The organism is Actinoplanes sp. GCM10030250 (assembly GCF_042666575.1).
Classification (GTDB): domain Bacteria; phylum Actinomycetota; class Actinomycetes; order Mycobacteriales; family Micromonosporaceae; genus Actinoplanes.
In genome coordinates this window covers 375,604-398,507 of record NZ_JBHTDO010000002.1, presented here as the reverse complement: position 1 = coordinate 398,507, position 22,904 = coordinate 375,604, and the positions used below count along the sequence as shown (strand labels likewise).

Below are 22,904 nucleotides of genomic sequence, written 5' to 3'. Positions count from 1 at the left end.
CCAGCGAAGGTGCGTGACTGAATGACGACGAACGCGCAGGGCACAGGCAAGCGCGCGGTGAAGGCAGTGATTCCTGCTGCGGGTCTGGCCACGCGGTTCCTACCGGCCACCAAGGCCGTGCCGAAGGAACTGCTGCCGGTGGTCGACCGTCCCGTGCTTCAGTACATCGTCGAGGAGGCCGCCGCCGCCGGCATCACCGACGTCCTGCTGGTCACCGGCCGGGGCAAGACCTCGATGGTGGACCACTTCGACCGCCGCCCCGACGTGGAGCAGCGGCTCGAGGAGAAGGGCGACCAGGTGCGTCTCGCCGCGGTCCGCCGCACCAGCGAGCTGGCCGACATCTACACCGTCCGCCAGGGTGAGCCGCTGGGTCTGGGCCACGCCGTCGGTACAGCCGCCTCGCACGTCGGCAACGAGCCGTTCGCGGTGCTGCTCGGCGACGAGTTCGTGGACGAGGACGAGCCGCTCCTTCCCGCCATGCTCGATCTCCAGCAGCAGACCGGTGGCATCGTCCTCGCGTTGCTCGAGGTGAAGCCCGAGGAGACCTCCCGGTACGGCATCGCCTCCGTGGAGGAAACGGACACCACCGACACGGTCAAGATCACTGGGCTGGTGGAGAAGCCCTCGCCCCAGGAGGCGCCGAGCAACCTGGCGCTGATCGGGCGCTACGTCCTGCCCGGCTCGGTCTTCGAGGCGATCGCGGACACCAAACCCGGCAGCGGCGGTGAGATCCAGCTGACCGACGCGATGGCGACGCTGCTCAACCAGGGCGTCCCGGTGCACGGCATCGTCTACCGCGGCCACCGGTACGACACCGGCATGCCGCTGGGCTACCTGCAGACGGTCGTCGAGCTGGCCGTCAAGCGTGCCGACCTGGGCGAGGAGTTCCGCGCCTGGCTCACCGAGTTCGTCGGCGGTCGGAAGGGATGACCGCCACGGCCGATGCCGAGGCGGCCGCCAACGAGCTGATGCCTCTCGCCGAATACCTGGGCAGTGTTCTGCGCAGGTTACGGGCGCTGCCTCCGCTCGACCTCGACCTCACCCAGGCGCACGGGAACACGCTCGCGGCCGACGTGGTCGCCCCGCACCAGTTCCCGGCGTTCGACCAGGCCGCGATCGACGGGTACGCGGCCCGATGGGAAGACCTGGCGGGAGCCGGGCGCATCGGGTCGCACCCGTCGTTCGGGCAGTTCGACACCAGTCGCACGGTCCGGCTGAACGTGGTCGGTGACCTCGGTGCGGCCAGCTGGCGGCCGGTACGCCTGACCCCCGGCACCTGCTTCTCGGTGGCGGCCGGTGCACCGCTGCCGATCGGGGCGGACGTCGTCGTGCCGGTGAACTGGACCGACCAGGGCATGGCGGCCGTGGAGATCATGCACGCGCCGAAGAGGGGTTCGGGCGTACGCCGGGCCGGCGAGGAACTCTCCGTCGGCCAGGTGCTCGCCCAGGCCGGCTCGTACGTGACACCGCCGATGGTGGCTGTCTTCGCCGCCGCCGGGATCGGCCACGTGATGGTCCGGCCCAGTCCCCGGGTGGTCGTCGTGGCCACCGGTGACGAACTGGTCGACGTCGGCCGGCCCAGCCAGCCCGGTCAGGTCGTCGACGCCAACTCGCACGCGCTGACCGCCGCCGCGGTGGAGGCCGGCGCGCTGGCGTACCGGATCGGCATCTGCGACGACGACCCGGAAGGGCTCCGCGGCCTGCTGGAGGATCAGACGCTGCGCGCCGACCTGATCATCACGACCGGCGGTACCGGCACCGGGCCCGGCGACATGCTGCGCCGGGTGCTGTCCCGCCCCGGAACCGGCCGCGGCTCGGTGGAGTTCACCAACGTCGCGCTCTGCCCCGGCACCTCGCTCGGCTTCGGCACCGTCGGCGGCGAGGAGGTACCAGTGGTGTGCCTGCCCGGCGAGCCGGGCGCCGCCCTGATCGGCTTCGAGGTGCTGGCCCGCCCGGTGATCCAGCTGCTCGCCGGCGCCGAGCCGGTCTTCCGGCCCAGTGTCAAGGCACACCTGCTGGAGACCGTCTCCTCACCCGGTGGCCTGCGCGAATTCCGGCCGGCGCACGTGGCGGAGCGGCGCGGCGGTGGTCACACGGTGCAGCCGCTCGCCGGTGGGCCGTACACTCTCTCCGGTTTGGCCGAGGCCAACGGCTTGCTGGTGCTCGGTGAACGGGTCACCACGGCGGCCGCGGGCTCGACCGTCGACGTACTGCTGCTCGACCGGAGGCGATGAATGCTCGGGGCCACGCCCGGATGGCCCGCCGTCCTGGCGGATGGCCCGGTTCTGCTGCGGCCGTACAAGCGGGGAGACGCGCGGACCTGGTCCGAGGTGCGCGTCGCCAACCAGAAATGGCTGGCGCCCTGGGAGTCGGCGCCACCCGGTCCGTGGGCCGAGATGAACTCGGCGCGCGCGTTCGGATACATCTACCGGGACATGAAGCGGGCCGCCCGGCGCGGTGACAGCATGCCGTTCGCCGTCTGCCTGCTCGAGAACGGCCGGGAGCGGCTGGTCGGGCACGTGAACCTGGGCAACATCGTGCGGCGGGCGTTCGCCTCGGCCTACGCGGGCTACTGGGTGGACTACCGGGTGGCCGGCCGCGGCGTCATACCGACCGCGCTGGCGCTCGCGGTGGACCACGCGTTCGGGCCGGGCGGGCTGCACCGCATCGAGGTCAACATCCGGCCGGAGAACGGGCCGAGCCGCCGGGTCGTGGAGAAACTGGGTTTTCGCGAAGAGGCGTACCACCAGCGCTACATGCACATCGACGGGGGCTGGCGCGATCACCTCGGATACGCCATGACCAGCGAAGAGATCGCCAAAGAGGGCGGCTTGCTGTCGCGCTGGAAACGCGTACGCGCGAGCAATTGATCTTGAACGTCGCGACGCTACCGGCGCGGCGCGCGAAATTCCCCGGCTACCGCCCGTAACCTCGCATTCGTCGTGTCATTCGTTGACGGGAGGGGTGAGGGTGCCCACCTCGGTACTCCTCGCCGTCCTCGCCGCAGCCGGCCTGCTCGCTCTCGCACCGGCGCTGGTCCGCCGGTACGACGCAACCGAGCGCCTCGCAGCGGAGCGGGCGTCGTCGACGGCGCGCGTGCTGCAACGCCGCCGCCGTCACCGCACCGTGCCCGGACAACGACCGATAAACCCCGCCCGCCAGGTGACGGTTACGGTGCCCGCCCCATCGGGTGATTCCCCGCCCCCGCCACCGCGCCGGCTCCGCCTGGTCACCGGCAGGCGCCCGCCCCGCATACCCCGTCGCCGCGGCACCCCCGCGGTGGTCCGCCGCCGCCGCGTCTTCGCCGCCCTGCTCCTGCTCAACATCATCGAGCTGGTCGGCGTCCTCGCCGTCGGCCCCGGCTTCTGGATCAGCTTCGCGGTCACCGGCACCCTCCTCGGCGTCTACCTCATCCACCTGCGCAACCGCGCCGTAGCCGACAGCCGCCGCCGTCGCATCCAGGCCCGCGAAGCCGCCTGGCTCGCCGCCCGCCAAGCCGAGGTCCGCCGCGAACAGGCCCGCCGAGCCGCCGCCCGCCGCGAAACCCAGCGCCGCCTCGCCGCCCAGCGCGAAGCCGTCCGCCGCGCCGCCATGGGCCTCGACCGCGAACCCTCCGACCTACCCATGGTCGCCAACGGCGGCTCCGTCTCCTACCGCAGGCGCGGCGGGCTGCGCGGCCGCCCCTACGAGGCCGGCGGCCGCCACCACACCGCCTGATCCGGGGTTATGCAAGCGCCAGCTTGCCTTCCGCACCGCTCGACCCGCCCGTTTCGCTCGCGCCTTACCTGCGCGTTTCATTCACGCCTTCCGCACCGCCTGACCTGCGCGTTTCGCTTGCGCCGGGTGCGTTTGCAGCTTCCGGACACTGCAGATGTACGCGGCCGGCCGTCACCGCCCGACCGTGCCCGTCCCGCCATCTCGGGCCGGCGGCCACCTGCAACACCGGGCCGCAATCCGCCGCCGGCTCATGATCGTGGCTGGGGGAGGGCCGGTTCGCGAGGAGGCCGAGGGACCTGTTAGCCTGGCTTCGGCTCCAAGGTGACGAGGTCACCGTCGGGCCAAGGGGCTGTGGCGCAGACTGGTAGCGCACCTCGTTCGCATCGAGGGGGTCAGGGGTTCAAATCCCCTCAGCTCCACCAACACACACGACGGCCAGCGGAAACGCTGGCCGTTGATCGTTTGGACCAAATCCGGCACAGATCACGACCGGATCAGCCCCGCGACCGCCGTGCCATGCCCAGCCGCAGCCGCCCGCAGCGCCGAGCTGATGATGTTCCGACGACGGTCCCGCTTCGGCCACCAATGCACGTACGTCTCCAACGTGATCCGCAAGCTGAAGTGCCGTAGAGCGTTCTGTACGTCGGCCGGATCGACGTTCGCCGCGATCAGCTCGGTAGCGAAGTAGTGCCGCAGTGAGTGGAAAGTGCCTTCCTGCGGCCACCCGGCAGCGGCACGCCACCCAGCCCAGAGCTTGGACCACGCCTGATCGTGGATTGGCCGCCCGAGATCATCGGTGACCAGCAGGTTGACGAGCCGACGCGCGACGGGCTTACCAGAGTCCGGCGTGCCGCGAGTGATATCCAGCAGTTCGACGCCGCCCGGCGGGAACTCACGGACATGCTCAGCCACGGCCGCCGCCACCGCCTCGTCCAGGTCGACGTCACCCACCGACCCCGACTTCGGCGGCGAGAGGTAGAACCCGCCGTACGCCTGCTTGTGGGACCGCAGTTGTTGCACGACGTGCACCTCCCTCCGGGCCGGATCGACACACCGTGAGCCGTCCTCCGCGCCGAGTACCTCCCCGATGCGCATCCCCTCACCAGCGCCGAGCCAAATGGCCGCCCGGAAGCGCGATGGCACCACGCCGAGCAGTGCGAGCGTCTCCTCAGTCGTGGCACCCACTTCGGCGCACGCGAGAAGCCACGGAGGATGGCTGACAGCCGTACCGCCTTGCAGGGGTTGTCAGCGATCACCTTGTCGACCACGGCCGCGTTCAGGATGACGTTCAGGACATCGAAGTAGGTTTTCAGCGAGGACTGTGCAACCTTCGCGTCAATCAGCTTGGTAATCCACTCCAGGATGTCCGTCACGTTGATCCCGCGCATGACCCGGTTGCCGAAGTACGGATAGTGGTGATGGCGGAGGAGGGAGTCGAGGTGCCGCTGATAGTCCGGCGCCTGACTCACCTTCCGCGAGTGCCGCCACCGCTCGGCGTACTCGCGGAAGGTCACGTGCCGCTCGGCCTGAACCAGCTGCGTCTCCGGCGCGACGCCCGTCCGCGCCTCTAGATCGAAGGCTTCAGCGCCGACCTAGCGCTCAAAGAGGCGGTCCCGAGGTTGGCTGGCTGCGTCTACGTAGCGGACCCGCCACCGCTTCCCGCGCCCGTGTCGCTCGGACGGCAGCCGCTTCCGGTCCGGTCCGCGCTCCCTCAGGTACCAGAGGTCATCGATCGGCATCAGGCACACTCCCGCATCCAGGCACGGCGCTGCCGCCTTCGGCTCCGCGCCGACCCCGGCCGCGCCGACCCAAAGTCCCGGCCGGACACGACGAAGCCCCGAACGCTCGGGGCTATCATGTTCGTGCCTGGATCACATCAAACTCAGCATGTCCTGTCAGAAGTTGACTTCCCGGTGCGACCAGGGCCCGGCACTAAGCCGTGAACTCGGGGCGTTGACGCAAGGGGCCTAGGAGCCTCCGGTGTCGCTCGCCCAAATTTCGTTCGTGACCGCCCTCGTTTCCCTTGCACCCGCGCTCGTTGCGTCTCTTCCTGGCGTAGTGCGCGCGATCGCCCTACTGGTGATCGCCAGTCGTGCTAATGCCGAAGATCTTCCAGCCATCGCCGAGGCGGTCGCCGCTACCCAGCCCCGCCAGCTCGGCCGGAAACGCCAGCCCAGATAGGCGGCTGCACCCGTCCCGGACGCGACCCGCCGGAAGGCAGTCCAACCCCTGCCTCCGGCGGCCGGGGCTCCGCCCCGGATCCCCGTAGAGAAGCGTGCCTCCGGCGGGCGCTCTGGGAAGAGGCTTCCCGTCGCGCGCCCAACGGGCAATCAGACCGGGTGGCCGGCCACCCGGTCCGATCGGGGCAAGCCCGCGCGACGGGAAGCCTCTTCGCCCCTCGCTCTGTTAAAGATCCACAGGCACAAACCGGGCACAGACGAGCGCGAAAAGCCACGTCAACAGCTGTCAACCGACGAGAGTCCTCGGCCAGCTCACGCCGGTGGATCGCCCGATTTCGATCGGCTTGATCCGGCACGCGGTCTATGGAGTTCAAATCCCCTCAGCTCCACCAAGAAAGACCTGATAAACGGGCTGGTAGCCGATCGCGGCGACCGGCCCGTTGATCGTTTGACCGTCATCTGGCCGTCGTGGAAGTTGCTAGCACAGGCGCGGCTTGGTGCGTCGCTTCGCGCATCGTCGATCACAGTTGGCGTTTGGAGGTCGTACGTCTGGTTCTAGTGGGCGGTGACGCCCTCAACGTTTTGACCTCTCGCGGTCGGTCCTTAAGGACGTTTTACTTCTGGCCGACTTGCTTGCCCAGGCGAGTTCGGTTGCGTCGTGGTCTGGTGGGCTGGGACGATCGTCAGGGCAGGAGCCCATCTGAGGGAGGAGGAGCCGAGTGACGGATCGCAAGTATAAGAATCCTCCTATCCATGAAGCGGTCTGTCAGATGGTCTTCGAGTCGCCGCAGCCGTGGAGTGTCAGGACCGCGGGGACCCTGTACGAGTTACTCAAGGGGTCGTACCCGCTTGAGCCGGTCGAGCAGCAGCTGATTCAGGCGGACCTCGTCGGAGCGGGACCGGTGGGTGAGAACGCTTCACCCTTGAGGGTGGTCCATGGCCCACCTCGGTTTCAGTTCAGGTCCAACGACCAGACGCAGATGCTTACGGTGGGCCCTGATCTTTTGGCGGTCCACCGACTTGCTCCCTACGTGAGCTTTGAAGACGAGTTCCTGCCCCGTGTGCAGCGCGACATCGAAGCTCTGAGGTCGGAATTCTCCGCCCTTGGCGGGCTCAAGTCTTTGTCGTTGCGATACATTAATAAGGTAGTCGTTCCGGGACGCGTAATTAACCTAAACGACTATTTCTCATACAAGGCCTTTGCGGCAATCGACGAAATGCCATTTGCGGGTGGCGTTTCTGGGTTCTTTTACCGCACTCAGCTGGCTAACCCGGAAGAGCGAATGCATTTCTCGCTCACTGTCGCCTCGGTGGATTCGGCAGAGGATGCGGTGGGCGTCCTTCTTGATCTTGATTTGGTTTCCATGATTTCTGAGAACCTCGGCAGTGAAGTCGCGATTGTTGAAGAACTTAAGCGACTCAAGTCCAAGGAAAACGAGCTATTCGAGTCCCTGATTACCCAGAAGTGTAGGGAGCTTTTCGAATGAGTGTAGTTCGCGCGGCGGTGAAGAGGGCGACGCCTTACCTGCTTTCTGCTAGTGGTGTAATCCCTTTGATGCCTCCGGCGTCTACGATCGCTCAAACTTACGCCGGTGAGGATCGAGTGGCTCGCGCATGGACGAGTGACGACGTTCCTCCTAGTCCCCCCGCTGTCGGCCAATACTTGATTGATAGTGCTGCCACTGGTGTCATCCCTACCGTTCTGATGGCAATGCCGAGCCCCTGGGAGTACAGCGACTCCTATGAGGACTTCGTGGTGGACGAGTCCCTCACGGAAGAGGTATCGCTGGTGAGGGCGACCGTCGTCGTGGAAGATGCTCCGGTGGAGCATTTCTTCGATGATCGCGATCGTGCGGCCATCTCCGCCTTCGACTTGTAGGAAGGGCAGTGTATGGCCTTAGCTTGGTACGCCACTGTTGGCGGACAAGAGATTGAGCAAGGCGACGTCCTTTTTGATCTGCCAACGCCGCGCGTTGTAAAACTTGATCCCGTTGAAGGCCCGAAGGTAGCAGTATCTCGGGGCAACTATGTTGTTCTTTCGCAGACCTGTGACCTTGTTAACGATAAGGTCTCGGAGATCTTGGTCGCCAACGTTCACTCTTATCGCAAAATGGTCGCCGCGTCTAACTGTGCGGATAGGGCGAAGTCGTCATCCTTTCATAAGAGCTTGGTGCAGGGCGCCGATGTCGCCTATTTCCTGCTGCCGGAGCATGTTGAGGAGCCGAGCCTAGATTGGGCATTGGTCGATTTCCATCACCTTCGCCTCGTTGACAAGTCGCTTTGCAAGGAACACGCTGCGCTGATGGGTGAGCGGCTTCGAATGATCTCGCCATATAAGGAGCATCTGGCGCAGGCCTTTGGCCGCTACATGATGCGTGTAGCCCTACCTGAAACGCTGCATCCTTTCGAGAAGGTCGGACCGAATATTGTGAGGGAAGAAAAGGATAAGAATCAGGCGCGATAGCTGGAATGCCGAGCAAGTTAAGGATTGGCGCTGTCGGTACGACGTAGCTGCGGCCGACGCGGATGATTCGTACGGGGAAGGCATTGCTTTTCGCTAAGGCGTAGGCCTTGCTGCGCCCTATGCCGAGGATGGATGCCGCCGTTGCGATGTCGGTGGTGAGTCCGAGTCGGAATTGCGACGCCCGTGGTGGCCGGTCAGGTGGCCGCGCTGGTGGCGAAGTGGGCCAACCGCATCCAGGATTTCGTCCGGTCCCTGCTCGACAGCATGCGCCGCCTGAGGACCAAGCTCGCCCAGCTGACCGGGATCCTCGAGCGGCTCGCGCACCAGCTGCACCGACTGAGTCGTACGGATCCCACCGCCGCACCGGCCGGTCGCAGCTTTGAGACGGGCGGCGAAATGCGCTTGCCGCGCAACATCATGGATTACGAGCTGGAGTGGGCGGACGACGCCTACGACATGATCCGGGCGAGTGACGACGACCTTCCTTTCATCACCGAGGCAGCCAGGGATCACGGCTTCACGCCCGCTGACATCGGCCGCATCAAGAGTCATCTGTTCCGGGAACAGCACTTGCTGGACTCCTATTCGGAGGGCGAGATGGGTCTGTTCGACGCGAATCCGCGTATCGCCGAGGCATGGCAGAGGCTGGTGAACGGCCAACCTCATCCGGCCGACCTCGACCTGCTGAGGCATGAGCGGTACGAAGCGGAGTTCATGGCTCGTACCGGCGATCCCAGCTACCGCCGGGCCCATGCCGCGACGATCGAAGCCGGATTCACATGGGACCCTGAAGCGGCGGCCGCGGATGGCTTGGGCTACCAGCGTGAGAAGTGACGGCGGAAACGTGAGCGGAGGTGGCGGATGACCGCATCACTCGGTGTCTGGGCCGAAGGGCCGGCGCCCAATGGCTTTCTGTATCGCTGGGAGGCGGATCAGGGCGCCGGTGGATCCGGATTCGTCATTCTCGATCAGGTGTCCTGGCGGTTCCGCCCGGCGGATCGTGCCGGGAAACCCCTGGGTGACATCGTCGTCGACGTGGTGGGCGGCGAGGTCACGGGCTCGACTGACGGCGTGGACAGGGCCGTGGTTGTCAAGGTCGCCGCCTCGATCCGGCGGGCCTACCAGCGTTCCGGTGTGCTGCCTGAGACGGCGCACGCGCACTTCTACTGAGCGCTCACGCCGAGGTCAACGGCCCTGGGGGTGCTCGTGGAGGTGGAGGGCGGCGATCTCCTCGACGCGGCTCATCGAGACGCCGATGCGCTGCTCGATCGCCAGCGGGTGGCCGGTGGGTTCCAGCTCGATGTAGGGGAGCTCGCCGACGGCGCGGGTGTGCACGTTCGTACGCAGGTTGAGCGTGGACGGCTCGTAGCCGGCGATCGCGTTGGACAGCCAGCCGAAGTAGGGCGGTTCGCTCTCGCGGCCGGGCTGTTCCCAGACGTCCACGGCGCGGGTGAAGCTGGCGTGGCTCAGCGAGACCCACATGCTCCAGGTGAAGGTCTCGCCGGTCTCCCACACCGGTAGTTCGATCAGTCCGCGGATGAAGAACTGCTCGCCGCTGATGACGCAGAGGTCCGAGTCCAGCAGGCAGGCCTCGTCGTCTGCCATGTCCGGTTCCCAGTAGTCCGGGGCCGGTGCGGCGAAGCTGAGCGGCGGGCCGCTGTGCACGGCTCCGCACATCCCGCAGACGAACTGGTCGGTGCTCATGGGCGCGAAGCATACGGCCGTACGCATAAGTCTTTCCCGGTCCTGACCGTTACGTCACACCCGGGCGCTGATGGCTCGGGCATCTGTCCCGGTAATGCGCAAAGCAGGAAAATCGCTACTTTCGGGTGGTATCTCTTGAGCGAGTCTCGGAGGTGACCCGCATGAAAGCACCCCTGCCCGACAACGAGATCGAGCGTCTCGCGGCGCTCTACTCGCTCGACATCCTCGACAGCCCGGCCGAAAAGGACTTCGACGACATCGTCGCCCTGGCCGCCGGGGTTTGCGAAGCACCGATGGCGATGGTCAGCCTGGTCGACGCCGACCGGCAATGGGCCAAGGCCAGCACCGGATCGGAACTGGCGGAGACTTCGCGGGACGTGTCCTTCTGCGCTCACGCGATCCTCGGCAGGGACCTGCTTCTCGTACCCGATGCGCGGGACGACGCGCGGTTCGCCGACAACCCGGCGGTCGCCGCCCCGAACGGCGTCCGCTTCTACGCCGGTGCGCCGCTGATGACGACCGACGGGTTCGCTCTCGGCACGCTCTGCGTCATGGACACCGTGACCCGGCACCTCGACATCGAGCAGCAGCAGGCACTGCGCGCGCTGGCCCGCCAGGTCACCGCGCAGCTCGAGCTCCGCCGGTACGCGTTCGCGCTCGCCAACACCACGGCCCGGCTCCAGGAACTGGAACGCCGCAAGGACGACCTGGCCGGCCTGGTCGGCGGTGAACTGCGGTCGTCGCTGCGGCTGATGTCGGCGTACCTCGAGCGTCTCGGTGACACCGGTTTCCACGACGCCGAGATGGGCGACCTGGTGGGCCGGGCGACGGCGGCGCACGTGCGCGGGTTCCGAGAGCTGATCGACCACCTCACCACGATGGCCGACGCCGGTCTCGGCGGGGAGAGCCTGCACATGCGGCAGTGCGACCTGACCAGGGTGACGCAGCGGGCGGTGGAGGCGGTCCGGCCGATCGCGGCCAGCAAGCACATCTGGATCCTCAACCAGGCGGGCGGCCCGTCGTTGCCGATCATCGCCGATCCGGTGCGCCTCGAGCAGGTGCTGACGCACCTTCTCTTTGCCGCGGTCAAGTACACACCGGAGGGCGGTCGGGTGCGGGTGGGCACCGAGATGGAGTCAGGGCCGACGGTACGCCTGGACGACATGGATCTTCCGGACGGTATGCGCCCCGAACTGTTCCCGCACCTGTACTACGGTGCGATCGCGCATCCGGCCGACGTACCGGGGCCGGACCGTGGCCTGGCCGTGGCGAAGCGGATCCTGGACGCGCATCACGCCACCGTGGCGCTGTCGGACCGGCCCGGGGACGGGACCTCGCTGCATGTGGTGTTCCCGTACGCGGACATGCGGCCGAGCGATCTGATCCGCGACCTGGCGATTGCCTGACGTTTCGGCTTGACGCCGCCGGCCCGCGCCCTGATCGGCTGCACGATCAGGGTGCGGGCCGGCGCGTTCACCCGGCGCGCTGGTCGGGGGACCACCCGGCGCGTACCGGGCCGAGGCCGTCGACCGGGGGCGAGCCGGCGGACGGAAGATCCTCGGAATGGCGAAGATCCTCGGAATGGCGGGGCTGCATGGGTACGGCCGGCGGCGCCACCGCACGGCCCGTCGGGGAACGGCCGGGCGCCCGCGGCACGTCGCCGAGGGACGGCGGCCACGAGTCGACCACCGGCGCGACGCTCCCACCCACCGGTACCGGCTCCGGGGAGCCCGACCGTGGGGTGAGCCCGGCCCGGTTGAGCTTGTGCCAGCGCAGCCGGCCACCGGTCAGCGCGGTGGTCGCCGACTGGATCAGCACCAGGTACATCAACTGCCGGTAGGCGAACTGCTGCAACGGCAGGCGGAGCAGGGGCCGCAGCGACTCCCGGTCGAAGCGGAACGCCACGGCCGCGGTGAACATCTGCAGTGCCAGCATGCCGAGCCAGGCGATGACGGTCTCGGTCAGATCCCAGAAGACCAGCCCGTAGATGAGCATGATGTCGACGACCGGGGCGAGCATCGGCAGCGCCACCCCGAACAGGGCGAGGAACGGCAGGCCGACCCGCCCGAACCGGCCGGAGGGTCCGGACTCGAAGATCGCCCGGCGGTGTTTCCACATCGCCTGCATGGTGCCGTAACTCCAGCGGTACCTCTGCCGGTAGAGCTGCTCCAGAGTGGTCGGTGCCTCGGTCCACGCCTTGGCGTGCTCCTCGTAGACCACCCGCCACCCGGCCCGGCACAACGCCATCGTGACGTCGGTGTCCTCCGCCAGGGTCTCGTCGCTGACACCGCCCACCTGAGCGAGCGCCTCACGCCGGAACGCGCCGATCGCGCCCGGGACCGTGGGCATGCAGTTCAGCACCTCGTAGAGGCGGCGGTCGAGGTTGAAGCCGATCACGTACTCGATGTGCTGCCACAGGGCGACCATGGTGCCCCGGTTGCCGACCTTGACGTTGCCGGCCACGGCGCCCACCGACGGGTCGGCGAACGGCTGCACCAGCCGGCGGATCGAGTCGTCCTCGAAGATGGTGTCACCGTCGACGGTGACGATCAGGTCGTGCCGGGCGAGGGCCACGCCGGTGTTCAGGGCGTTCGGCTTGCCGCCGTTGGGTACGCGTACCACCCGCACGTTCGGCAGGCACATCCGTTCCACCAGGTCCGCGGTCCCGTCGGTGGATCCGTCGTCGACGACCACCACCTCGATCTCCGGGTAGTCGCCGAGGGCCAGCGACCGGACGGCGGCCTCGATGCCCTCCTTCTCGTTGTAGGCGGGCACGATCACCGAGACCGGGTCGGTGACCGGCGGGCCCCATCTGAAGTCCGGCCTGCGGCGCTGCCGGGCGTGCCGGGTGGCGAGTGCGAGCATGAGCACCGTACGGCCGACGGTCAGCAGCCCGACGATGATGAAGAGCACGGCGATCACGGTGACCAGGCCGTCCGCCAGCCGTACGGTGCCGATCAGCGCCAGCCCGCGCCACTCGTCGGCGTGCGGGGCCTCGGGGTTGACCGGGAGCTGCGCGATCGCCTCGGTGCTCTCCGCCCGGTCGCCACCGGCCGCGGCCTGCTCGGCGATGCCCAGGTTGAGCCCCTCGGTGACGGTGGTGAACCGGTAGCCGCGAGCCTTCATCATCGGGATGAACCGGGACAGGGCCTCGACGGTCTGCGCCCGCTCGCCGCCGGCGTCGTGGAACAGGATGATGGCCGAGCTGTCTCCGGCCGGGGTGGCGTTACGGACGATCTTGTCGACGCCGGGGCGCTGCCAGTCCTCGCTGTCCCTGTCGTTGACCACGACGAGATAGCCCTGTGCGCCGGCCTCCTTGACGATCTTCCAGTTCACCTCGTCGATCGCTGCGTTCTTGGAGGAGTACGGGAAGCGGGCCAGGTTTGTGCGTACGCCCGTCGCCCGCGCGATGGCCACCTGGTTCTGCGACAGCTCCAGCTCCCGCCGCCACGGGGCGAGCCGCTGCATGTTCGGGTGGGTGAACGTGTGCAGACCCAGCTCGTTGCCGCCCGCCACGACCTGCCTGGTCAGCTCGGGGTGCCGGGCCACCTGGGAGCCGACGACGAAGAAGGTGCCGTGGGCGTCGTTGTCACGCAGCACCTTGAGGACCTTCGGCGTCCACTCGGGATCCGGGCCGTCGTCGAAGGTGAGCGCGATGGTCCGCTCGGGCAGGCGGCTGGTGCTCTCCTGGCCGCCGGTGGTGTTGATGACCGGGCCGCCGCCGCGGATGGCCATCGGCACCGCGGCCTGGTCACCGACCTCGGTCTGCACGTGGTCGCTCTTGAACTCGGCGTTGATGTAGGCCTGCACCACCAGGACGGCGACGAAGAACCCGATCAGCAGGGTGCCGAGCATGACCCGGGGCCGGGGCAGGATGCGCCGCCGGCTCCGTCCCCGGGTGCGGGCTCGGCGGGTGGGGGTGGCGGTCACGCCGACGCCTTGGCGGGCGGCTGGGCGACATCCGCGGGGTCGTCAGCCGGCGGCAGCGCCGGCGGGGCCGGGTCCACGGTCGCCGGCCGGCTGGGCGCCGAGGTGGGCTTCGCCGGTTGCCCGGCCGCACCACCGCCGCCCGCTTGGCCGCCGCCGGTCGCGCTGCCGCCTGCTTGGCCGCCGCCGGTCGCGCCGCCGCCTGCTTGGCCGCCGCCGGTCGCGCTGCCGCCTGCTTGGCCGCCGCTGGTCTGGCCGCCCGCTTGGCCGCCGCCCGCCTCGCCGCCGGTGCCGGGCGGTGCCGGCGGGGCGGGGGGCACCTCGACCGGCGGGGTGGTCGTCGTGACGATCGGGCCGGGTACCGGCTTCGTGGTGGTGCCCGGCTTGGTGGTCGACTCGGTCGGCTTCGTCGTGGTCGTCGCCGGTGCGGGCTTCTTGGTCGTCGGCTTGGTGCTCGGCGACCTGGTCGGGGTGCTGCTGGACGGCCGCGACGTGACAGGGGTGCTGCGGCGCCTCAGCACCTCCTCCGACCGGCGTTGCACGGACTCCGCCACATAGCGCTGCGGCGGTGCCGTGGTGCCGGGAGCCGGGGTCGGGCTCGGCAGGGGCCGTGGCGGGACCGGCTCGTCACGATCCTTGTCGTCGTCGAGGCCCGGCAGCGGCAGCACCGCGCTGGAGCTGACCGGACCGCCGGCCAGGCTGACGCTGAGCAGCCCCCCGTAGGCGACGACGAGGACACCGAAGCCCAGCGCGATGCGCCGGAGTAACCGGCTACGCCGACCGGTGCTGTCGACGAACACCGGTGCGGGTGACGAGACGGCGATCACTTCCGTGTCCGGCATGTGGGGATCGGCGGTTGGCGGGGTTTTGGGTTCCTGCGAAGTCACGCGGCGAGCTTAAGAACATTTATCGCGATCTTGGCACTTATCACTCACAAGGGTGACGGCCGACTGATCCCCTGAAATAGGACGAAATGGTGAGGTCGGCGAATTGACCCGATGGGGTCTTTGGTGTCCGACTCTCCCGCGCATTCCGCTGAGCTGCGGTGCGGGTCGCGGGCAAAAGACGTTACGCCGAAATCCCGATCAATTTGCTGTCGCATTCCCGACTGGATAATCGAGCATTCTTCGCGAAGCGATAAAACCTAATAGCGAGATAAGAGGCTAATGTCCGAATCGCTGGGATGCTCGGAGCGACACGGCAATCTTGTGCAGGCACCCGTTGTGCGCGCCATCCGTCCTCGTTAAGCTGCATGTTGCGCGCCCCTATCGCCCGCTTCCCCCGTGGCAGGCGATCGGGGCGCGCCCTACTTGCAGCAAGCCCCGCCCGCCTGACTAGTCGGCAGCCCAGGCCTTGCCAACACCCCCCGAGTGTGCTTGCTCCACTCCGAGCTCTCATCGCCCTCAATGCCCAGCCCGCGCGCGCCGGCCGCCGACCAAGCGTCCGCGCAGACCCCGGCTGGTCCCCAGTGCTGCCTCCCTGCCGACGGGATGGGCTGGCGCTGAGCGGGGTGTTTCGGGCGTGGGGGCCCCGCTGTGCGCCAGCCGACGGGTTGGGCTGGCGTTGAGCGGGGCGTTTCACGCCCGGGGGCCCCGCTGTGCGCCAGCCGGCGGGTTGGGCTGGGGCTGGGCGGGGTGTTTTGGGCCCGGGGGCCCCGCTGAGGGCCAGCTGGTGGGTTGGGCTGGGCGGGCGGGAGAGCGGGGGGTGGGCGACCACCCACTCACGCCCGGCGGTCGCCGGATGGTCTGGGGTGGCAGGTGGTCGCGCTGACCCTCGAGAGCTTTACGTCGGTCGTACGGAATGCCCTGCTTTTAAATCCACCGACTGCCCAGCCACATACGCACGGACCAGTCGTCATACGGCATGAGGTTTCCGACGAAGACGGGGTAGAAGTACGCGAAGCAGAGCGCCACCAGCACCACGAACGTCGTGGCGACGACAGTGCCCACGAGTTGGCGGTCGGAGCGGTTCGGGCCGGAGACGAGGCCGCCCGGTGGGGTCATGATCGCGCCGAGGACGTAGACGACGGCCAGGATCAGGAAGGGCAGGGCGGGGAGGGCGTAGAAGGCGAACATCGTCCGGCCGTCGGCGACCGCGTAGTAGAACCAGGGGAGCAGGCCGGCGACCGCGCCGGTGAAGATGGCGTAGGCGCGCCAGTCGCGGCGGGCGATGCCGAGCCAGACCAGGGCACCGAGGGCCGGCAGGAACGACCACCAGAGGATCGGCGTGCCGAGCAGCAGGATCTCGGCGGCGCAGCTGGGTGCACCGCAGTTGCCGTTGCCGCTCCAGTAGAAGGCGACCGGGCGCCCGAGCAGCAGCCACTGCCACGGCCATGACTGGTACGTGTGGCGCTCGGTCAGGCCGCTGTGGAAGTTGTACGCCTCGGAGTGGTAGTGAGCCAGGTTGAGCAGCGCACCGATGATCGGCGGCTCGCTCAGCCCGTTGGCTTCCCGGTAGTGGCGGAAGTAGCCGGTGTCGGTGACGAACCAGCCGGTCCAGCTGGCCAGATACACCAGGAAGATCAGGGCGAAGCTGAGCAGCAGCCAGCCGAGGTCGCCGAGGATGCCGGCGATGATCGGCCCGCGGACGCCCGCCGAGCGGCGCGCCTGCACCCGCCAGACGATCACCATGGCGGCGAAGAACGGCGCGAAGAACAGGGCGCTCCACTTGACGCCGCAGGCCATCCCGAAGGTGATGCCGGCGACGAGCAGCCACCACGGCACGATCCGTGGCAGGTGCGGGGTGGCCGATGGGTCGTAGCCGTTGTCGAGGGCCCGCCGCCAGCTGCGCCGGTAGTGGTCCCGGTCGAGGACCAGCGCGGCGAAGCTCGCCAGGATGAACAGGCCGAGGAAGATGTCCAGCAGCGAGGTGCGGGACAGCACGAGCTGGAACCCGTCGAGCGTCATCAGCAGACCCGCGATGCCGGCCAGCACGATCGAGTGGAACAGCCGGTAGGTCAGGCGGATCAGGATGAGGATCATCAGCGTGCCGGCGACGGCGGTGGAGAACCGCCAGCCCAGCTCGTTGTTGCCGAAGATCTGCTCGCCGAAGGCGATGAGCCATTTGCCCAGCGGTGGGTGCACCACATACGCCGGGCCGTTGGTCTTCTCGTCCCACTCCACGCCGTGCTGCAGCATGTCCCAGGCGTCCGTCGGGTAGTACACCTCGTCGAAGATGTATCCCTTGGGATTGCTGATCCCCGCGAAACGCAGGATCGCCGCCGCCACCACGATGATCGCGGTGACTATCCACGAGTAGGGGTTGAAGCGCTGGTCCAGCGTCGACAGCCGACGCCGGACGATGTCGGTTGCACCACGCACGCCCGAAGGCGACTCCGCCTCGGCGGGGGAGTCCTCTCCGGAGAGGTCAGTCTCAGCTGTCGCCGCCGTCGTCACTCCGCGATCGTAGGCGGTGCGCCCGGGAAGTGACGCCCGCCGTCGGTGGGTTCTGTCATGTGGTGGACTTTTCCGGTGGAAAGCACTGGACGGGTCGTGTTGGCGGGGGCGCCGCTGGGCAACATCGGGGACGCCTCCACCCGGTTGCGTGACGTTCTGGCCTCGGCGGATGTGATCGCCGCGGAGGACACGCGGCGTTTGAACCGGCTGGCCCGTGACCTGGGTGTCACGGTGCGCGGCCGGATCGTCTCCTACTTCGAGGGCAACGACGAGCGGCGTACGCCGGAACTGGTGGAGGCCCTTGAGGGTGGCGCCGTCGTCGCCGTGGTGACCGACGGGGGCATGCCGAGCGTCTCCGACCCCGGCTACCGGCTGGTCCGTGCGGCGCTCGACGCCGGTTTCCCGGTGACCGCGGCGCCCGGACCGAGCGCGGTGACCACGGCGCTCGCGCTGTCCGGGCTGCCCAGCGACCGTTTCGTCTTCGAGGGTTTCCTGCCCCGCTCGGGTTCGGGCCGCCGCAGCCGTCTGCGGGAGCTCGCCGCCGAGCCGCGCACGCTCGTCCTCTTCGAGGCGCCGCACCGGATCGTGGGTGCGCTGGAGGACCTGGCGGCCGTCTTCGGTGCGGACCGGCCGGCCGCTGTCTGCCGGGAGCTGACGAAGACCTACGAGGAGGTGCGGCGGGCCGGTCTCGGCGAGCTGGCCGCCTGGGCCGCCGCCGGTGCGCTGCGCGGCGAGATCACGCTGGTGGTGGGCGGTGCGCCGGCGGGCCCGGCGGAGCGGCCCGCCGACGACGAGTTGCGGGAGGCGGTGGCGCGGCGCGAGGCGGCGGGTTCCTCACGCCGGGATGCGATCCAGGCCGTCGCCGACGAGTACGGCCTGAAGAAGCGCGACGTCTACACCCTCGTCCACAAGATCTAGTAGGCGGCGATCAGGAAGCCGGCGAGCAGCAGGAGAGGTCCGGCGAAGCTCGCGATCACGGCCCGCTTGCGCTGGACCCGGGATCCGAGCCGGCGGGCGCCGGTCGCCTCGGCGATGCCGTAACCGCAGACCAGCACGAGCAGGAAGCCGAGCGCCCAGCGCAGGTGCATGATCGGTCCGGCGGGTGCGGCGTACGCCTGGCCGCTCCCCGGGCTGACCATCCGGGCGGGGGTGATCGCGCCGGCTCGGCGGCTCTCGCCGGAGACGCCGAGCAGCGTCACCCGCGCCACGCTGAACCGGCCGTCCTCGGTGGCGAACCGGCCGTGGCAGCGCTGGGTGAGGCCGTCGCCGTGGCAGCGGGTCGTTGTCGCGTACCCCTTGTCGCCGTGCCCGGCCGCCAGCCAGAACGGTTCCGCGCTGACCCAGGCGAAGAAGGCGGCGAGCATGCCGAGCGCGACGAGGGCGATCAGTGCGCTGGCCGGGTTGTGCGTGGGCGGTCGCCGGCGCCGGCCCGGGCGGCGGTCGGGCTGACCGGCGGCCCTCGCGGCGCGTTCCTCCTCGCTCAGCCAGAACGTGGAGTTCTCCATCTTCTCCAGCCGGGCCTCGGTCTGCGGCGACGCCGCAGGCGTCTCCAGGTGGGTCCCGGTCTGCGGCGACGCCGCAGGTGTCTCCAGGTGGGTCCCGGCCTGCGGCGACGCCGGGGCCGGCTTTTCCAGCCGGGCCACGGGCGGCGATGCCGCGGCAGGCGGCCGGTGCGGTGTGAGGGCCACGGTGGGCCGGTTGCGATCCGTCGTTTCACTTTCTGGTACGCCCGGAGCACCATCGCTTCCGCCGGACTCGGGAGCACCACTCCCACCCGGCTCGATGATCATCAGCTCGTTCGCGGTGGCCAGCCGTGATCCCTCGGCGTCTCCGGTGAAGTGGGCGACGGTGTCCCCGGCACCGGCCGCCGCGGCGGGGTGTTCGGGCGGCTCCCGATCGGGCTCACCGTGCCACCAGGCGGTATCGGGGTCGGCGAAGGTCCACGGGTTGCCCTGACTGCTTGGCGTTTCCCCTGGTTGCGGCGGGTCTCCGGTCACACCCTCATTCAACGTCGGCACCCGGCCCCGAGCACGTCAATGATGGGGCGTGTCGGGACAAATCGGCATACCGGCGCGCTGAGTGGCAATCCGTTCGCAGCGCACCCGTGCGGGTCACTACGCTTGGGCACCATGAGTCACGTTCTCGCCGCGGTCGCCTGGCCCTATGCCAACGGCCCGCGCCACATCGGTCATGTTTCCGGCTTCGGAGTGCCTTCCGACGTTTTCAGCCGGTACATGCGGATGGCCGGTCACGACGTGCTCATGGTCTCCGGCACCGACGAGCACGGCACGCCGATCCAGGTGCAGGCCGACGCGGACGGTGTGACCCCGCGTGAGCTCGCCGACCGGTACAACCGGGTGATCGTCGAGGACCTGCACGGGCTCGGCCTGTCGTACGACCTGTTCACCCGGACCACCACCCGCAACCACTACGCGGTGGTGCAGGAGCTGTTTGAGGGGCTGCACCGCAACGGCTACATCGTCGCGCGGACCACGCTGGGCGCGATCTCGCCGTCCACCGGGCGGACCCTGCCGGACCGCTACATCGAGGGCACCTGCCCGATCTGCGGTTACGACGGTGCCCGCGGCGACCAGTGCGACAACTGCGGCAACCAGCTCGACCCGGAGCAGCTGGTCAACCCGCGCTCGCGAATCAACGGGGAGACGCCGCAGTTCGTCGAGACCGAGCACTTCTTCCTGGACCTGCCGGCGTTCGCCGAGGCGATCGGGAGCTGGCTGGACAACCGGGAGAACTGGCGGCCCAACGTCCTCAAGTTCTCCCGCAACCTCCTGGACGACCTGCAGCCGCGCGCCATCACCCGTGACCTCGAGTGGGGCGTGCCGATCCCGCTGGACGGCTGGCGCGACCGGGCCGACAAGCGGATCTACGTCTGGTTCGACGCGGTCATCGGTTACCTGTCGGCGTCCGTCGAGTGGGCCCGCCGGACCGGTGACCCGCAGGCGTGGCGCCAGTGGTGGTCGGCGGACGCGCAGGGCAAGGACGCCTCCGGCTACTACTTCATGGGCAAGGACAACATCGTCTTCCACTCGGTGATCTGGCCGGCGCTGCTGCTGGGCTACTCCGGTGAGGGCGACAAGGGTGGCGAGGCCGGCGAGTTCGGCAAGCTCAACCTGCCGACCGAGGTCGTCTCCAGTGAGTACCTGACGATGGAGGGCAAGAAGTTCTCCTCCTCCCGTCGCGTGGTCATCTACGTGCGCGACTTCCTGGAGCGCTACGACGCCGACGCGCTGCGCTACTTCATCGCCGCGGCCGGTCCGGAGTCCAACGACACCGACTTCACCTGGTCGGAGTTCGTCCGCCGCAACAACGACGAGCTGGTGGCCGGCTGGGGCAACCTGGTGAACCGGTCGATCTCGATGGCGGCGAAGAACTTCGGGCAGATCCCGGCCGCCGGTGAGCTGACCACCGAGGACGAGGCGCTGCTGGCGGTGGCCAAGGCGGGCTTCGGTACGGTCGGCGAGCTGATCGCGAAGCACCGGCAGAAGGCGGCGATCGGCGAGGCGATGCGGGTGGTCGCCGAGGCCAACAAGTACCTCTCCGAGCAGGCTCCGTGGAAGCTCAAGTCGGAGGAGGAGAAGCCGCGCCAGGGCACCGTCCTGCACGTGGCGCTCCAGGTGGTCAGCGACGCCAACACGCTGCTGACCCCGTTCCTGCCGCACTCCGCACAGAAGGTCTTCGAGCTTCTCGGCGGCGAGGGCGTGCACGCGCCCATGCCGGAGATCCACGAGGTCGAGGACCTGGACGGCGGCCCGGGATACCCGGTCCTGATGGGCGATTACACCGTCGGCGCCAGGTGGCGGTCGGTGCCGCTGGTGGCGGGCACCCCGCTCAGCACGCCGAAGCCGGTGTTCCGCAAGCTCGACCCGTCCGTTGTGGAAGAGGAGCTGGCTCGCCTCGGCGAGGCTTCCTGACCTGCGGTTCTACTCTCTTCATGCCCGTCGGCGCCGGTTGGTGCCGGCGGGCATGTTGACCATGTGGTGAATAGCACGTGTCATGGTCGATTAAGGGATTGATCGAAGTGACGTTGATCCGGTACCGTCACTTCGCCACGGGGGGACGTGAGCGTTTCATCGGTACGGTCGCGTTTCGGCGCTACCGCCGGATCCGCTCGCCCGTCCTTCGTGTGGATCAACCCCTCTCGAAGGAGAACCTGTGAAGCCTCGCCTCTCGCGTCCTCTGCTGACGGCAATCGTCAGCGGCGCGCTGGTTGCAGGTGGTGCGGTCTACACGTCGCCGGCTCAGGCCGTTGCGCCCGTCGCTGCGGTGCCCGTTCTCGCCGCGACCGAGGAGCCGACGACTCCCACCACCACGACTCCCAGCACCACGGAGCCGACCACCGACGCGCCCGTTCCGACGACGCCGACGAGCACGACGCCGACCGCCACGGCGACGGCGACTGCGGAGCCGACCACCGACGCGCCGACGACGCCTCCGACCACGGAGCCGACCACCGAGCCGACGACGCCTCCGACCACGGAGCCGACCGCGACGCCGGACACCGTCAAGCCGACCGGCACGTTCCGCCTGAACTCGGGTGGCCTCTGGCTCGGCCAGACCCTCGTGTTCAACCAGAACATTTCGGAGTTCGGCGACAACGTGACGCCGGACAACCAGATCAACCGGAAGATCAACTGGGGTGACGGCACCAGCACGCAGCTCTACCCGAGCTGGGTCACCGTCAACAAGCGGTACGCCCGCAACGGCAAGTTCAACGTGACCGTGACGCTGACCGACAAGGCCGGCAACTCCTTCACGACCGCGCCGAAGTCCGTCTCGGTGACCACGCCGGCGAAGGGCACCTACTCCCTGAGCACCAAGAAGGTGTACCAGGGCGTGTCGTTCGGCGTGACCGTCAAGAAGCTTCCCGCCGGCGCGACCGGCTTCGTCGTCGACTGGGCCGACGGCAGCACGTCGTACCACGCCAAGAAGTCCGGCACGGTCAAGGGCTACATCCTGTACAAGGTCGTCAACGGCAAGGAGACCGGTACGCGGCTCAGCGGCGTCCGGACCATCCGTGTCGCGCCGGTGAACAAGTTCGGCGCGAGCCTGTACCAGTACGCCGGCAAGGTCAACGTGCTGAAGGACAGCTGGAAGCCGAAGCTGACCATCACCAAGCCGAGCAGCTCGACCAAGGCCAGCTCCTGGAAGACCGTCCGCGGTACGGCCAGCGACAAGGGCTCCGGCCTGATCCGCAACTCGGTCTACCTGACCGCCTTCCGGATGACCCAGGCGGGCGCGATGTACTGCCTCACCCCGCAGAAGAAGTGGAAGCGCGTCAACACCGACGCGCAGTTCAACTCCTGCTTCGTGAACCTGGTGCGCGTGCCGGTCAAGAAGGGCAAGTGGTCGCTGACCCTGCCCAAGGGCCTCTCGAAGGGCTACTTCCTGGTGGGCGCGGTGGCCGGCGACTACGCCGACCGCTACGTCGAGCGCACCCGCGAGGTGCGGCTCACCCGCTGAGCAAACGACTGACGTGAAAGGGGCCGGCTTTCGCCG

At 68.5% G+C, this 22,904-nt stretch carries 20 protein-coding genes, 1 tRNA gene and 1 pseudogene; 15 read left to right on the top strand and 7 right to left on the bottom strand.

Features of this window, described 5'->3' with window-relative positions:
- Positions 1–21 precede the first annotated feature (21 nt).
- From ACFQV6_RS04995 to ACFQV6_RS04975, 5 genes are all read left to right on the top strand, one after another.
- Positions 22–930, top strand: coding sequence for a UTP--glucose-1-phosphate uridylyltransferase (locus tag ACFQV6_RS04995; protein WP_378026111.1), 909 nt, complete (start codon positions 22–24; stop codon positions 928–930).
- Positions 927–2,234: a gephyrin-like molybdotransferase Glp gene (glp, locus tag ACFQV6_RS04990; protein ID WP_378026110.1), complete on the top strand. Its 1,308-nt coding sequence runs from the start codon at positions 927–929 to the stop codon at positions 2,232–2,234. Before ACFQV6_RS04995 ends, glp begins: the two co-directional genes overlap by 4 nt.
- A complete protein-coding gene (locus ACFQV6_RS04985) occupies positions 2,235–2,870 on the top strand; it encodes a GNAT family N-acetyltransferase (protein WP_378026109.1) in 636 nt (211 codons plus the stop codon).
- A 94-nt stretch (positions 2,871–2,964) separates the two neighbouring features.
- Entirely contained in the window at positions 2,965–3,717 is a 753-nt protein-coding gene (locus tag ACFQV6_RS04980; protein WP_378026108.1) for a hypothetical protein, read from the top strand.
- A gap of 345 nt (positions 3,718–4,062) precedes the next feature.
- Positions 4,063–4,139: transfer RNA gene (locus tag ACFQV6_RS04975), tRNA-Ala, on the top strand.
- A 61-nt stretch (positions 4,140–4,200) separates the two neighbouring features.
- On the opposite strand, the gene ACFQV6_RS04970 is transcribed toward ACFQV6_RS04975, so the two are convergent.
- Both ACFQV6_RS04970 and ACFQV6_RS04965 read right to left on the bottom strand, forming a co-directional pair.
- Positions 4,201–4,902: a tyrosine-type recombinase/integrase gene (locus tag ACFQV6_RS04970; RefSeq protein WP_378026107.1), complete on the bottom strand. Its 702-nt coding sequence runs from the start codon at positions 4,900–4,902 to the stop codon at positions 4,201–4,203.
- 98 nt (positions 4,903–5,000) lie between these two features.
- Positions 5,001–5,186 (bottom strand): annotated as a pseudogene (locus tag ACFQV6_RS04965) (site-specific integrase); the annotation flags it as partial.
- Here ACFQV6_RS04965 and ACFQV6_RS04960 point away from each other — a divergent pair.
- From ACFQV6_RS04960 to ACFQV6_RS04935, 6 genes are all read left to right on the top strand, one after another.
- Positions 5,136–5,288, top strand: coding sequence for a hypothetical protein (locus tag ACFQV6_RS04960; protein ID WP_378026106.1), 153 nt, complete (start codon positions 5,136–5,138; stop codon positions 5,286–5,288). The pseudogene ACFQV6_RS04965 and the gene ACFQV6_RS04960 sit on opposite strands and share 51 nt — an antisense overlap.
- A 1,328-nt stretch (positions 5,289–6,616) precedes the next feature.
- On the top strand, positions 6,617–7,384 hold the full coding sequence (locus ACFQV6_RS04955; RefSeq protein ID WP_378026105.1) for a TIGR04255 family protein: 768 nt from the start codon (positions 6,617–6,619) through the stop codon (positions 7,382–7,384).
- 224 nt (positions 7,385–7,608) lie between these two features.
- Complete coding sequence (locus ACFQV6_RS04950; RefSeq protein WP_378026104.1) at positions 7,609–7,776, top strand: hypothetical protein; 168 nt, start codon at positions 7,609–7,611, stop codon at positions 7,774–7,776.
- A 12-nt stretch (positions 7,777–7,788) separates the two neighbouring features.
- Positions 7,789–8,361: a hypothetical protein gene (locus tag ACFQV6_RS04945; protein WP_378026103.1), complete on the top strand. Its 573-nt coding sequence runs from the start codon at positions 7,789–7,791 to the stop codon at positions 8,359–8,361.
- Positions 8,362–8,559: 198 nt separating this feature from the next.
- Positions 8,560–9,195, top strand: a complete 636-nt coding sequence (locus ACFQV6_RS04940) for a hypothetical protein (RefSeq protein ID WP_378026102.1) — start codon at positions 8,560–8,562, stop codon at positions 9,193–9,195.
- 27 nt (positions 9,196–9,222) lie between these two features.
- On the top strand, positions 9,223–9,531 hold the full coding sequence (locus ACFQV6_RS04935; RefSeq protein WP_378026101.1) for a hypothetical protein: 309 nt from the start codon (positions 9,223–9,225) through the stop codon (positions 9,529–9,531).
- Positions 9,532–9,546: 15 nt separating this feature from the next.
- Here ACFQV6_RS04935 and ACFQV6_RS04930 read toward each other — a convergent pair whose 3' ends face one another.
- Positions 9,547–10,065 (bottom strand): DUF2199 domain-containing protein, encoded by a 519-nt coding sequence (locus ACFQV6_RS04930; protein WP_378026100.1) that lies wholly within the window; start codon positions 10,063–10,065, stop codon positions 9,547–9,549.
- Positions 10,066–10,226: 161 nt separating this feature from the next.
- On the opposite strand from ACFQV6_RS04930, the gene ACFQV6_RS04925 reads away from it, so the two are divergent.
- Entirely contained in the window at positions 10,227–11,471 is a 1,245-nt protein-coding gene (locus ACFQV6_RS04925) for a GAF domain-containing protein (RefSeq protein WP_378026099.1), read from the top strand.
- A 67-nt stretch (positions 11,472–11,538) separates the two neighbouring features.
- On the opposite strand, the gene ACFQV6_RS04920 is transcribed toward ACFQV6_RS04925, so the two are convergent.
- The 3 genes from ACFQV6_RS04920 to ACFQV6_RS04910 all read right to left on the bottom strand — a co-directional run bounded on the left by ACFQV6_RS04920 (position 11,539) and on the right by ACFQV6_RS04910 (position 17,387).
- Positions 11,539–13,920 carry a bifunctional polysaccharide deacetylase/glycosyltransferase family 2 protein gene (locus tag ACFQV6_RS04920; RefSeq protein ID WP_378026266.1) on the bottom strand — a complete coding sequence of 794 codons (2,382 nt, stop codon included), beginning with the start codon at positions 13,918–13,920 and terminating at the stop codon, positions 11,539–11,541.
- Between the two features lie 71 nt (positions 13,921–13,991).
- Positions 13,992–14,834, bottom strand: coding sequence for a hypothetical protein (locus tag ACFQV6_RS04915; protein ID WP_378026098.1), 843 nt, complete (start codon positions 14,832–14,834; stop codon positions 13,992–13,994).
- Positions 14,835–15,803: 969 nt separating this feature from the next.
- A complete protein-coding gene (locus ACFQV6_RS04910; RefSeq protein ID WP_378026097.1) occupies positions 15,804–17,387 on the bottom strand; it encodes a dolichyl-phosphate-mannose--protein mannosyltransferase in 1,584 nt (527 codons plus the stop codon).
- Between the two features lie 75 nt (positions 17,388–17,462).
- Between ACFQV6_RS04910 and rsmI the strand changes: the two genes are divergently transcribed.
- The gene (rsmI, locus tag ACFQV6_RS04905; RefSeq protein WP_378026096.1) at positions 17,463–18,305 is read left to right on the top strand and encodes a 16S rRNA (cytidine(1402)-2'-O)-methyltransferase; all 843 of its coding nucleotides are present in this window, start codon (positions 17,463–17,465) and stop codon (positions 18,303–18,305) included.
- Here rsmI and ACFQV6_RS04900 read toward each other — a convergent pair.
- Positions 18,302–19,384: a hypothetical protein gene (locus tag ACFQV6_RS04900; protein WP_378026095.1), complete on the bottom strand. Its 1,083-nt coding sequence runs from the start codon at positions 19,382–19,384 to the stop codon at positions 18,302–18,304. The genes rsmI and ACFQV6_RS04900 overlap by 4 nt on opposite strands.
- A 132-nt stretch (positions 19,385–19,516) precedes the next feature.
- Between ACFQV6_RS04900 and metG the strand changes: the two genes are divergently transcribed.
- Positions 19,517–21,319: a methionine--tRNA ligase gene (gene metG / locus ACFQV6_RS04895; RefSeq protein ID WP_378026094.1), complete on the top strand. Its 1,803-nt coding sequence runs from the start codon at positions 19,517–19,519 to the stop codon at positions 21,317–21,319.
- Positions 21,320–21,560: 241 nt separating this feature from the next.
- A complete protein-coding gene (locus tag ACFQV6_RS04890; RefSeq protein ID WP_378026093.1) occupies positions 21,561–22,868 on the top strand; it encodes a PKD domain-containing protein in 1,308 nt (435 codons plus the stop codon).
- Positions 22,869–22,904: the final 36 nt, after the last annotated feature.

Coding starts and splice junctions, on each gene's coding strand:
- ACFQV6_RS04995 (WP_378026111.1), top strand. CDS start 22: ATGACGACGAACGCGCAGGGCACAGGCAAGCGCGCGGTGAAGGCAGTG.
- glp (WP_378026110.1), top strand. CDS start 927: ATGACCGCCACGGCCGATGCCGAGGCGGCCGCCAACGAGCTGATGCCT.
- ACFQV6_RS04985 (WP_378026109.1), top strand. CDS start 2,235: ATGCTCGGGGCCACGCCCGGATGGCCCGCCGTCCTGGCGGATGGCCCG.
- ACFQV6_RS04960 (WP_378026106.1), top strand. CDS start 5,136: ATGGCGGAGGAGGGAGTCGAGGTGCCGCTGATAGTCCGGCGCCTGACT.
- ACFQV6_RS04950 (WP_378026104.1), top strand. CDS start 7,609: ATGCCGAGCCCCTGGGAGTACAGCGACTCCTATGAGGACTTCGTGGTG.
- ACFQV6_RS04945 (WP_378026103.1), top strand. CDS start 7,789: ATGGCCTTAGCTTGGTACGCCACTGTTGGCGGACAAGAGATTGAGCAA.
- ACFQV6_RS04935 (WP_378026101.1), top strand. CDS start 9,223: ATGACCGCATCACTCGGTGTCTGGGCCGAAGGGCCGGCGCCCAATGGC.
- ACFQV6_RS04930 (WP_378026100.1), bottom strand. CDS start 10,065: ATGAGCACCGACCAGTTCGTCTGCGGGATGTGCGGAGCCGTGCACAGC.
- ACFQV6_RS04925 (WP_378026099.1), top strand. CDS start 10,227: ATGAAAGCACCCCTGCCCGACAACGAGATCGAGCGTCTCGCGGCGCTC.
- ACFQV6_RS04920 (WP_378026266.1), bottom strand. CDS start 13,920: ATGCTCGGCACCCTGCTGATCGGGTTCTTCGTCGCCGTCCTGGTGGTG.
- ACFQV6_RS04915 (WP_378026098.1), bottom strand. CDS start 14,834: ATGCCGGACACGGAAGTGATCGCCGTCTCGTCACCCGCACCGGTGTTC.
- metG (WP_378026094.1), top strand. CDS start 19,517: ATGAGTCACGTTCTCGCCGCGGTCGCCTGGCCCTATGCCAACGGCCCG.